General features: G+C 60.1%; 11 protein-coding genes. 6 read left to right on the top strand and 5 right to left on the bottom strand.

The annotated features are described in order from the left end of the window. Positions 1-199: 199 nt before the first annotated feature. A complete protein-coding gene (locus NE357_RS08215; RefSeq protein WP_169429448.1) occupies positions 200-1051 on the bottom strand; it encodes a glycine betaine ABC transporter substrate-binding protein in 852 nt (283 codons plus the stop codon). Between the two features lie 287 nt (positions 1052-1338). Here NE357_RS08215 and NE357_RS08210 point away from each other — a divergent pair, with 287 nt between their 5' ends. Beyond that, entirely contained in the window at positions 1339-2934 is a 1596-nt protein-coding gene (locus tag NE357_RS08210) for a glycoside hydrolase family 17 protein (RefSeq protein ID WP_169429447.1), read from the top strand. A gap of 122 nt (positions 2935-3056) precedes the next feature. Here NE357_RS08210 and NE357_RS08205 read toward each other — a convergent pair whose 3' ends face one another. Next, positions 3057-3425: a hypothetical protein gene (locus NE357_RS08205; protein ID WP_169429446.1), complete on the bottom strand. Its 369-nt coding sequence runs from the start codon at positions 3423-3425 to the stop codon at positions 3057-3059. Positions 3426-3648: 223 nt separating this feature from the next. Between NE357_RS08205 and NE357_RS08200 the strand changes: the two genes are divergently transcribed. Beyond that, the gene (locus tag NE357_RS08200; RefSeq protein ID WP_169429445.1) at positions 3649-4947 is read left to right on the top strand and encodes a serine/threonine protein kinase; all 1299 of its coding nucleotides are present in this window, start codon (positions 3649-3651) and stop codon (positions 4945-4947) included. Continuing rightward, entirely contained in the window at positions 4940-5728 is a 789-nt protein-coding gene (locus NE357_RS08195) for an MlaA family lipoprotein (RefSeq protein ID WP_169429444.1), read from the top strand. Before NE357_RS08200 ends, NE357_RS08195 begins: the two co-directional genes overlap by 8 nt. A 64-nt stretch (positions 5729-5792) precedes the next feature. Here NE357_RS08195 and NE357_RS08190 read toward each other — a convergent pair whose 3' ends face one another. Then, positions 5793-6707, bottom strand: a complete 915-nt coding sequence (locus tag NE357_RS08190) for a DUF808 domain-containing protein (RefSeq protein WP_169429443.1) — start codon at positions 6705-6707, stop codon at positions 5793-5795. 134 nt (positions 6708-6841) lie between these two features. Between NE357_RS08190 and NE357_RS08185 the strand changes: the two genes are divergently transcribed. Further along, the gene (locus tag NE357_RS08185) at positions 6842-7447 is read left to right on the top strand and encodes a TetR/AcrR family transcriptional regulator (RefSeq protein WP_169429442.1); all 606 of its coding nucleotides are present in this window, start codon (positions 6842-6844) and stop codon (positions 7445-7447) included. Positions 7448-7517: 70 nt separating this feature from the next. Here the strand turns inward: NE357_RS08185 and NE357_RS08180 are convergent, their stop codons facing one another. Next, the gene (locus NE357_RS08180) at positions 7518-8012 is read right to left on the bottom strand and encodes an REP-associated tyrosine transposase (protein WP_169429441.1); all 495 of its coding nucleotides are present in this window, start codon (positions 8010-8012) and stop codon (positions 7518-7520) included. Positions 8013-8226: 214 nt separating this feature from the next. Then, positions 8227-8667: a GlcG/HbpS family heme-binding protein gene (locus NE357_RS08175; protein WP_169429440.1), complete on the bottom strand. Its 441-nt coding sequence runs from the start codon at positions 8665-8667 to the stop codon at positions 8227-8229. Positions 8668-8935: 268 nt separating this feature from the next. Here NE357_RS08175 and gcl point away from each other — a divergent pair, with 268 nt between their 5' ends. Beyond that, entirely contained in the window at positions 8936-10711 is a 1776-nt protein-coding gene (gcl, locus tag NE357_RS08170; RefSeq protein WP_169429439.1) for a glyoxylate carboligase, read from the top strand. Positions 10712-10889: 178 nt separating this feature from the next. Continuing rightward, positions 10890-11672 (top strand): hydroxypyruvate isomerase, encoded by a 783-nt coding sequence (hyi, locus tag NE357_RS08165; RefSeq protein ID WP_169429438.1) that lies wholly within the window; start codon positions 10890-10892, stop codon positions 11670-11672. The last annotated feature ends 145 nt before the right edge of the window (positions 11673-11817 follow it).

The raw sequence follows: 11817 nt of genomic DNA, 5'->3' as shown, positions 1-11817 counted from the left end.
TTTGGAACGTATCCACTGTATGCGGCTGCGAGCCGGCTTCCAGACGACCTTAGTAGTAGAACGCCATGGCGTTTTTGCCAATTTCCAGACGGCCCGAAAAAGTTGCGCATCCGCCATTAAAGGAAGGGCAATAAAAAAGGCCGCCCGACGAGAAGGCCGGGCGGCCCTGGGAAGCGCAGAGTAGACGCTTCGACTTAGATTACTTGGTCCATTCAGCCACGCGGTCCGGGTGTTTGGCGACCCAGTCCTTGGCGGCTGCGTCAGGTTTGGCACCGTCCTGGATCGCCAGCATGACTTCGCCGATTTCGTCTTTCGAAGCCCACTGGAAGTTCTTCAGGAACTTGGCCACTTCCGGCGCCTTGGTCGCCAGCTCCTTGCTGCCGATGCTGTTCACGGTTTCAGCCGCGCCATACACGCCTTTCGGGTCGTCGAGGAAACGCAGTTTCCACTTGGCGAACATCCAGTGCGGCACCCAACCGGTGACGGCGATGGATTCGTTTTTCTTCTCGGCACGGGTCAGCTCGGCAATCATGCCGGCGCCGGAACTGGCCTTGAGGGTGTATTTGTCGAGGCCGTAATCCTTGATGGCCTGATCGGTCTTGAGCATCACGCCTGAACCGGCATCGATGCCGACGATGCGATTCTTGAACGTGTCATCGGTTTTCAGGTCTTCGATCGACTTGGCTTTCACATACTCCGGCACGATCAGGCCGATTTTCGCGTCCTTGAAGTTCGGGCCGTAATCGACGACCTGATCCTTGTTCTTGGTCCAGTATTCGCCGTGGGTCACCGGCAGCCAGGCCGAGAGCATGGCGTCGAGTTTGCCGGTGGCAACACCCTGCCACATGATCCCGGTGGCGACGGCCTGCAGTTTCACGTCGTAGCCAAGTTTCTGCTTGATCACTTCGGCCGCCACATGGGTGGTCGCGACGCTGTCGGACCAGCCGTCAACGTAACCGATGTTCAGGGTCTGTTTTTCAGCGCTGGCGAAAGTGGAGCTCATCGCAAGTACCAGAGCGGCACCTGCGCCTAAAAGTCGTCGCATCTTCATCGTTACTTCCCCGAAATGCTGCGCCCGACGGATGCCGGACATCGTCAACGTATTGTTATGGTGCACAGCGCCCCCATCACGCCTGACCGCGAACTCGTTCGAACATCAGCGGAGTACTGATGGCTCCGATCATCAACCTGACGCCCGATAAGACCTGCTCTGTCAGCGACCTCAAGGCAACGAGAAACGACATCAGAAAGCCATTAACTGCGTCCGGATATTTGGCGCCAGACAATCCGCCCGAACTTTGCATGTCAAAATCGCGCGGGCCACCAACCTCCTTATAAATGCAGGTAACATGCGTCGCTTTGCAGCCACTCGGCCTGACCATGTCCGCGACTTCCCGTTTCCCCTTTCTTCCTTATCTGTTCGCCTGCCTGCTGGGGCTGTTTGCCCTGTGCAGCTTCTGGTACGGCCTCGGCAAACCGGTGATCCTGCCGGACGTCGCCACCCCGACCCACAAGTTGCAATGCGCCTCCTACACCCCGTTCGACAAGGATCAGTCGCCATTCGACGTGCCGTTCAGACTGCGCCCGGAGCGCATGGACGCCGACCTGGCCCTGCTCGCCACCCGCTTCGAATGCATCCGCACCTATTCCATGACCGGCCTCGAAGCCCTGCCGGAGCTGGCACGCAAGCATGGCTTGAAGCTGATGATCGGCGCCTGGGTCAACAGCAACCCGGTGGACACCGAGAAAGAAGTCGATCTGCTGATCGCCTCGGCCAACGCCAACCCGGACGTGGTCAGTGCAGTGATCGTCGGCAACGAAGCCTTGCTGCGCAAGGAAGTTACCGGTGCGCAACTGGCGAAGTTGATCAACAAGGTCAAAAGCCATATCAAGCAACCGGTGACCTACGCCGATGTCTGGGAGTTCTGGCTCAAGCACCCGGAAGTCGCGCCGGCGGTGGACTTCCTGACCATTCATTTGCTGCCGTACTGGGAAGACGATCCATCGAACATCGACGCTGCCCTGCAACACGTGGCCGATGTGCGCCAGGTGTTCGGCAACAAGTTCGCCCCCAAGGACGTAATGATTGGCGAAACCGGCTGGCCGAGCGAAGGCCGCCAGCGGGAAACCGCGCTGCCGAGCCGGGTCAACGAAGCCAAGTTCATTCGCGGTTTTGTCACCCTCGCGGAACAGCAGGGCTGGCGTTATAACCTGATCGAAGCCTTCGACCAGCCGTGGAAGCGCGGCAGTGAAGGCGCGGTCGGCGGTTACTGGGGATTGTTCGATGCGGACCGTCAGGACAAGGGGGTACTCGCCGGGCCGGTGACCAACGTGCCGTACTGGAAACAGTGGCTGGGCGTCGGCGGGCTGATTTTCATTGGCACGCTGCTGCTGGGCGGTCGCGTGCGCACGACCCGCAGCGCCCTGATCCTGCCTCTGCTCGGCGCACTGGCCGCCTGTTCGATTGGCGCCTGGGGCGATCTGGCACGGGTGACCACGCGGTTCACCAGCGAATGGCTGTGGGTCGGTTTGCTGACGACACTGAACCTGCTGATTCTGGCCCACGCCGCGCTCACCTTGAGCGCCCGCAATGGCTGGCGTGAGCGCGCCTTCGCCGTGTTCGAACGCCGGGCCGGCTGGCTGGTAGCGGCAGCCGGTTTTGCCAGCGCGGTGATGATGCTGGAGATGGTGTTCGATCCGCGCTATCGCAGCTTTGCGAGCATGGCGTTCATCCTGCCGGCGCTGGTTTATCTGTGCCGTCCGGTGAGCGTGCCGCGCCGGGAAATCGCCTTGCTGACCTTCATCATTGGCGCGGGCATCGCCCCGCAGCTGTTCCGTGAAGGTCTGCAGAACCAGCAGGCGTGGGGCTGGGCGCTGGTCAGCGGGTTGATGGTGGCAGCGTTGTGGCGCTGCCTGCAGGTTCGCAAGGGCTGACCTTCAGAGACTGAACCCGCCTCTTCGCTGGCAAGCCAGCTCCCACAGGATTCCCGTCTGCCACAGGTTCTGTGTCTGCATGGATCAAGTGCGGGAGCTGGCTTGCCGGCGATGGCTCACTGTCAGACGCCGCGGGACTCTCTAACCAGCCGCAACCCGGCAATCACCACCGCAAACACCGCCAGCGTCGTGTTGTACAGCGCCAGCGCCGGCAACCCGAACACCAGCGCCAGCACCGCCAGCCACCACCCTGCCCGTCCTGGCACGACAAAACCGATCACCGCAGCTGCAATGGCCGCCCAGCCCAGCACCTGAAAGTGGATCAACAGCCCAAGGTTCGAGCGCACCGAGCATTCCCATCGGCTCGCCTCATCCACGCAGATGCCCACCCATTGCGCGTCCTCCATAAAGCCATAACGCGCGCCATAACTGGCAGCCAGCCATAACGGCAACAGAACGAGCAGCAGAATCACAGGCAAGCGGCGGGACATGGAGCACTCCAATCGATGAAATCGGCGGCCAGCTTAATCGCCTGCCAGCCTTGTGCAAGAACTAACAACTCTTAACTGGTCATTCGATCCGCGCAAAGTGTATCGTCCGACTGCTATTACCCCGAATTCCGTCAGTTTGGTGCCTCGGCATGGCACTTTGGCGCTAACCCAGTGGTCATAGCCTGCGAACCTCATTCGGCACCTTCCTTTAAGGGATTCACTCATGCTCCGATCCTTGCGCTTCGCCGCCCTGTTTGGCGGCCTTATTCTGAGTGCGTCCGCGCTGGCGGTGGATATCGACGCCGCCAGCTATGGCTATCCCCTGACCAACCCGTTCGAAGCGACCATCGCCACCACGCCGCCGGACCTGCGGCCGGAGTTGCCGTCGGACGACGACATCAATCAGACCGACCGCAGCGTCACCCTGCGCCCGGAACGCGAGTTCATCCTGCCGGACAATTTCTGGGCAGTGAAAAAACTCACCTATCGCATCGCCACCCAGGACAAGGCGGCCCCGCTGATCTTCCTGATTGCCGGCACCGGCGCGCGTTATGACAGCAGCCTCAACGAATACCTGAAAAAGCTCTACTACAAGGCCGGCTACCACGTGGTGCAGCTGTCCTCCCCCACCAGTTTCGACTTCATGAGCGCCGCCTCGCGCTTCGCCACCCCCGGCGTGACCAAGGAAGACGCCGAAGACATGTACCGGGTGATGCAGGCCGTTCGCGCGCAAAATCCGAAGGTGCCGGTCACCGACTATTACTTGAGCGGCTACAGCCTCGGTGCGCTGGACGCTGCGTTCGTCGCTCACCTGGACGAAACCCGCCGCAGTTTCAACTTCAAGAAAGTCCTGCTGCTGAATCCGCCGGTCAACCTCTACACCTCGATCACCAACCTCGACAAGCTGGTGCAGACCGAGGTCAAGGGCATCAACAACAGCACCACGTTCTATGAACTGGTGCTGTCCAAGTTGACCCGCTACTTCCAGCAAAAGGGCTACATCGACCTCAACGATGCGTTGCTCTATGACTTCCAGCAGTCCAAGCAGCACCTGAGCAACGAGCAGATGGCGATGCTGATCGGCACCTCGTTCCGTTTCTCGGCCGCCGACATCGCCTTTACCTCTGACCTGATCAACCGTCGCGGTCTGATCACCCCGCCGAAATTCCCGATCACCGAAGGCACCAGCCTCACGCCGTTCCTCAAGCGTGCGCTGCAATGCGACTTCGACTGCTACCTGACTGAACAGGTGATCCCGATGTGGCGCGCCCGCACCGACGGCGGCAGCCTGCTGCAACTGATCGATCAGGTCAGCCTGTACGCCCTCAAGGATTACCTGCACGACAGCCCGAAAATCGCCGTGATGCACAACGCCGACGACGTGATCCTCGGCCCCGGCGACCTCAGCTTCCTGCGCAAGACCTTCGGCGATCGGCTGACGGTTTACCCACTGGGCGGCCATTGCGGCAACCTTAACTACCGCGTCAACAGCGACGCCATGCTGGAGTTCTTCCGTGGCTAAATATCTCCTGCTGTTTGCAGCGTTACTCTGTGCAGGCGTGGCCCAGGCCGACAACAGCAAAGCCAACGCACCGGTGGTGGTCGACAGTGACGGCTTCAAGGAGCCGCTGTCCAAACTCAAGTTCAACCCGGGACTGGACCAGCGCGAGTTCGAGCGCTCCACGCTCAACGCGCTGAATGTGTATGACCCGCTGGAATCGTGGAACCGCCGGGTCTACCACTTCAACTACCGCTTCGACCAATGGGTGTTCCTGCCGGTGGTCGATGGTTATCGTTATGTCACGCCCGGCTTCGTGCGTTCCGGTGTGAGCAACTTTTTCAACAACCTTGGCGACGTGCCGAACCTGGTCAACAGCCTGTTGCAGTTCAAAGGCAAGCGCTCGATGGAAACCACCGCGCGCCTGCTGCTCAACACCACCATCGGCATCGCCGGCCTGTGGGATCCGGCCACCGCCATGGGCCTGCCACGCCAGAACGAAGACTTCGGCCAGACCCTGGGCTTCTACGGTGTACCGGGCGGCGCCTACTTCGTGCTGCCGATTCTCGGCCCGTCGAACATCCGCGACACCGCGGGCCTCGCGGTGGACTACACCGCCGAATCGGCGATCAACTACCTGAACGTATCGAAAGTCAGCGAAAACCATCCGGAAATCTGGGCGCTGCGGGCAGTCGACAAGCGCTATCAGACCCATTTCCGATACGGCCAGATGAACTCGCCGTTCGAGTACGAGAAGGTGCGCTACGTGTATACCGAATCGCGCAAACTGCAGATCGCCGAGTAAATCCGGCAGTTACAAAAAAAGGCCATTCGATGCAAATCGAATGGCCTTTTTCATTGAGCAGACATCAGCCCTTCAGGGCTTTCCAGATCTTCCCGACGACCGATACGACAGCCAGCACCACTGCCCCCGCCACGACCCCCGCGACGCCGTTGAGCAACACAGGCACTGCAAACCCTACGCTGCCCGCCGCAGCGGCCACGCTCTCGATCCAGTCATGCACCTGCGGTACGCCGTGAGTGAGGATGCCGCCGCCGACCAGGAACATCGCCGCCGTGCCGATCACCGACAAGCCTTTCATCATGTAAGGCGCGGCCCGCAGGATCGCGTTGCCAATGCGTTTCGCCGCAGCGCCGGGCTTCTGCGTCAGCCACAGGCCGAGGTCATCGAGCTTGACGATCCCGGCCACCAGGCCATAGACGCCCACGGTCATCACGATAGCGATGCCCGACATCACGATCACTTGCTGGGTCAGCGAAGCCTCGGCCACGGTGCCGAGGGTGATGGCGATGATTTCCGCCGAAAGGATGAAGTCGGTGCGGATAGCGCCTTTGATCTTGTCCTTCTCGTAGGCCACCAGATCGGTCGCAGGATCGGCCACCGCGGCGGTCAACTGCGCATGCTCGGCCTGATCTTCATCCTTGCCGTGCAGCAGCGGGTGCGCGAGCTTTTCGAAACCTTCGAAGCACAGATACGCGCCACCGACCATCAACAGCGGCGTCACCAGCCACGGCACAAAGGCACTGATCGCCAGCGCCGACGGTACCAGGATCAGCTTGTTGACGAACGAGCCCTTGGCCACCGCCCACACGACGGGAATTTCCCGCTCGGCGCGTACGCCGGAGACTTGCTGGGCATTGAGCGCCAGGTCATCGCCGAGCACCCCGGCGGTCTTCTTGGCGGCCATTTTGCTCATCAACGCCACATCATCCAGAACGGTAGCGATGTCGTCGATCAGCACCAGCAAACTGCTTCCTGCCATGAATCATGTTTCCTTATGTGAATAATGCCGCGCAGCATACCGCGACTGCAGGCCACACGGGGCATTGTTGAGCGTCGCGCGAGGCCGGTGCTACCATGCGCAACCGCCAGAACAGGCAAGGAACCACCGGGTTTATGAGCACAATCCGCGAGCGCAACAAAGAACTGATCCTGCGTGCCGCCAGTGAAGAGTTTGCCGACAAGGGCTTCGCGGCGACCAAAACCAGCGACATCGCCGCCAAGGCAGGACTGCCCAAGCCCAACGTCTATTACTACTTCAAGTCCAAGGAAAACCTCTACCGCGAGGTACTGGAAAGTATCATCGTGCCGATCCTGCAGGCCTCGACCCCGTTCAACCCGGACGGCGTACCGAGCGAAGTGCTGAGCGGCTACATCCGCTCGAAGATCCGCATCTCCCGCGACCTGCCGTTTGCCTCCAAGGTGTTCGCCAGCGAAATCATGCACGGCGCCCCGCACCTGAGCGCCGACCTGGTCGAGCAACTCAATGGCCAGGCCAAGCACAACATCAACTGCATCCAGACCTGGATCGACCGCGGCCAGATCGCCCCGATCGACCCCAACCACCTGATGTTCAGCATCTGGGCCGCGACCCAGACCTACGCCGACTTCGACTGGCAGATCTCCGCCGTGACCGGCAAGGAAAAGCTCGACGAAGCCGACTATGAAGCGGCGGCACAAACCATCACCCGGTTGGTGCTCAAGGGCTGCGAGCCGGACTGAAGTCTCCGGCGACCTCATCGCTAGCAGGCTAGCTCCCACTCTCCTGCATCCGCAAACTCTCCTGTGGGAGCTAGCCTGCTAGCGATGAAGGCGACTCGATTTTGGCTTGAGCCCAAATGGCATCCCACAACGGATAGTCAGACAGCTTTTCCACCAGTCCAGCCCGCAATGGGTTAGCCACGACATACCGTGCCATTTTCACCAAGTCATCTTCTTGGCGCAGAGCCTGGTCATAAAACCCCTTTTGCCAAAGATTGATTTTTCCGCCAGTGGACTGGTTCACGGCTTTGGTACTGAATGATTTAGTCCGTTGCATCAACTCACCGAGCGATCCCCTCTTCAGCTCAACGAGCCAGTGAAAGTGATCGGGCATAACAACCCAAGCCAGAGAGTTCACATGACCCTGTTTCTGCGCAAAGACAAACTGATTGGCCACTAACCTGCCCAAAGCAAAATCTCTGAAAAACGGTTTTCTCTGGCAAGTATTGGAAGTGAGCAAATAAATGCGATCAGGTTCGGCATAGCGGCCGATTCTTAGGCGGTGTGAAGCGGGTGAATTGGACATTGATGAGCCTCCTCCATGATTGCAGTCATGAAAAAAGCTAGCCCTGAAAAGGCTGGGGGGCGGTTCAGATCCTTATCAGGTTGTGTCTGCCAGGCAGCCATCGCGAGCAGGCTCGCTCCCACAGGGGCTTTAAGGTGGCCACAGAAATGTTTCTACCTGTGACCACCTGTAGCAGTAAGCCTGCTCGCAATGGCGTCAATTCAAACGCCGAAAATCAGGCAGCCACCCCCGCATCCGCCCGCAGATCCAGGGCCTCCACGGCCTTGATTGCCACCTGCTCATCGATGTCCGACAAATCGCCGCTGATGCCGATCGCACCCAGCACGCTCCCCGCCTGATCACGAATCAACACACCACCCGGTGCCGGCACGACGCTGCCCTGCCCCATGCTGTTGAGTGCGGCGATGAACGCCGGGCGTTGTTGCGCGTCCAGCGCCAGCAGGCGCGAGCCCTTGCCCAGGGCGATGGCGCCCCAGGCTTTGCCGATGGCGATGTTCGGGCGCAGCAGGCTGGCGCCGTCTTCGCGTTGCAAGGTGACCAGATGGCCGCCGGTATCCAGTACCGCGATGGTCAGCGGCGCGGCGGAGATCGCCCGCCCTGCATTGATGGCTTCGTTGACCAGCTTGACTGCGACTTTCAAGGTTAAAGCGCTCATGGTGCCGTCCTCATTTTGTTATTGGGAAAGCCGTTGGGCTGCGCGTTTGTGCCGCAGCCCGATGCCACAAATAGAACACAATGAATTATTTTTTTGTATACAATAATTCTCGAAAAGCGCCTCATGCGACGAAAAGCCACAGCAGAACAGGCTTCCGACGAATGAAACAGCCGCTTGAGAAAATGGATTGACCTGCGCCGTCCGCCGTGAATACACTCTGCGCAAAGCCACTTGTATACAATTACAAAACGTAAAGAGGCACAAAACCATGAGCAAAATGAGAGCAATCGAAGCCGCCGTTCTGGTGATGCGCCGTGAAGGGGTTGATACCGCTTTTGGCATTCCGGGTGCTGCGATCAACCCGCTGTATTCCGCCCTGAAGAAAGTCGGTGGCATCGATCACGTCCTCGCTCGCCACGTTGAAGGCGCCTCGCACATGGCCGAGGGCTACACCCGCACCAAGGCCGGCAACATCGGCGTGTGCATCGGCACTTCCGGCCCGGCCGGTACCGACATGGTCACCGGCCTGTACAGCGCCTCCGCGGACTCGATCCCGATCCTCTGCATCACCGGGCAAGCACCCCGTGCCCGTATGCACAAGGAAGACTTCCAGGCCGTCGACATCACCAGCATCGTCAAGCCAGTGACCAAGTGGGCAACCACCGTTCTGGAGCCGGGCCAGGTGCCTTATGCGTTCCAGAAAGCCTTCTATGAAATGCGCTCCGGCCGTCCGGGCCCGGTGCTGATCGACCTGCCGTTCGACGTACAGATGGCCGAAATCGAATTCGACATCGACGCCTACCAGCCACTGCCGCTGGCCAAGCCGAGCGCCACCCGCGTGCAGGTTGAAAAGGCCCTGGCACTCCTCGATCAGGCCGAGCGTCCATTGCTGGTGGCCGGTGGCGGCATCATTAACGCCGACGCCAGCGATCTTCTGGTCGAGTTCGCCGAGCTGACCGGCATCCCGGTCATCCCGACCCTGATGGGCTGGGGCACGATTCCGGACGATCACCCGCTGATGGTCGGCATGGTCGGTCTGCAGACTTCGCACCGTTACGGCAACGCCACGATGCTGAAATCCGACGTGGTGCTGGGCATCGGTAACCGTTGGGCTAACCGTCACACCGGTTCGGTCGATGTTTACACCGAAGGTCGCAAGTTCATTCACGTCGACATCGAAGGCACCCAGATCGGCCGCGTGTTCACTCCGGACCTGGGCATCGTTTCCGACGCTGCCGCCGCGCTGACCGTGTTCATCGAGGTCGCTCGTGAATGGCAAGCCGCCGGCAAGCTGAAAAACCGCAGTGCCTGGCTGCAGGACTGCCAGCAGCGCAAGTCCAGCCTGCAACGCAAGACCCACTTCGACAACGTGCCGGTCAAGCCGCAGCGCGTTTACGAAGAAATGAACCAGGTGTTCGGCAAGGACACCTGCTACGTCAGCACCATTGGTCTGTCGCAGATTGCCGGCGCGCAGTTCCTGCACGTCTACAAGCCGCGTCACTGGATCAACTGCGGCCAGGCCGGCCCGTTGGGCTGGACCATTCCGGCAGCGCTGGGCGTGGTGAAGGCCGATCCGAACCGTAAAGTCGTGGCCCTGTCGGGGGACTATGACTTCCAGTTCATGATCGAAGAACTGGCGGTCGGCGCCCAGTTCAAACTGCCGTACATCCACGTCGTGGTGAACAACTCGTACCTGGGGCTGATCCGTCAGGCCCAGCGCGGGTTCGAAATGGACTACTGCGTGCAGCTGTCCTTCGATAACCTCAACGCACCGGAACTCAACGGTTACGGTGTCGATCACGTCGCCGTCGCCGAAGGCCTGGGCTGCAAGGCACTGCGTGTGTTCGAACCGGCTGACATCGCCCCTGCCCTGCGCAAGGCCGAAGAGCTGATCGAAGAGTTCAAGGTGCCGGTGATCGTCGAGATCATTCTGGAGCGTGTGACCAACATCTCCATGGGGACCGAGATCAACGCCGTCAACGAATTCGAAGACCTGGCGCTGGTCGGCAACGATGCGCCTACCGCGATTTCGTTGCTCGACTGATTGCTTTTAGCCCCCTCTCCCTCCGGGAGAGGGCTGGGGTGAGGGAAAGGTTTTGCAGTGCTCGCAAAATCAGGATCAGACTCAAGATTCCCCCTCACCCTAACCCTCTCCCCCAGGAGAGGGGACTTGATCGCGTTTAGTCTGACCACCCGCGTCAAAACCGTTTTAGGAGACCACCATGCCGCGTTTCGCAGCCAACTTGTCCATGCTGTTCACCGAACAGGATTTCCTTGCCCGTTTCGACGCCGCCGCCAAGGCTGGCTTCAGCGGTGTCGAGTATCTGTTTCCGTACGATTTCAGCTCTGCCGAAATCAAGGCCAGACTCGACGCCAACGGTCTGACCCAAGTGCTGTTCAACCTGCCGGCCGGTGACTGGGCCAAGGGCGAGCGCGGTATCGCGTGCCTGCCGGACCGGGTCGAAGAGTTCCGCGCCGGGGTCGATCTGGCCATCGCTTACGCACAGGTCCTGGGCAACACCCAGATCAACTGCCTGGCCGGTATTCATCCGCAGGGCGTGGACGATGCCACCGTTGAAAAGACCTTCGTCGCCAACCTCAAGTACGCCGCCGACAAGCTGCAAGCCGTCGGCATCAAACTGGTGATGGAAGCGATCAACACCCGCGACATCCCGGGTTTCTACCTGAACAACACGGCGCAGGCCCTGTCGATTCGCGAGCAGGTCGGCAGCGCCAATCTGTTCCTGCAATACGACATCTATCACATGCAAATCATGGAAGGCGATCTGGCCCGCACCCTGCAATCGCACCTGGCCGAGATCAACCATGTGCAGCTGGCCGACAATCCGGGCCGCAACGAGCCGGGCACTGGCGAGATCAACTACCGCTTCCTGTTCGAACACCTTGATCGCATCGGTTATCAGGGCTGGGTCGGCTGCGAGTACAAACCGCTGACCACCACTGAAGCGGGCCTCGGCTGGCTGAAGACCCATAACGCGATTTAAGAACAATGCAAAACCCTGTGGGAGCGGGCTTGCTCGCGAAAACGGTGTATCAGTCACCGAAAATGTTGAATGTTGAACCGCATTCGCGAGCAAGCCCGCTCCCACCCAAAGCAACACCCCCTATTTGCTTGAGCAAGACAAAAAC

The sequence above is a fragment of the Pseudomonas sp. G7(2022) genome (assembly GCF_052660475.1).
Note: the sequence above shows the minus strand (reverse complement) of the source record. Positions and strands in the feature narration are given on the sequence as shown.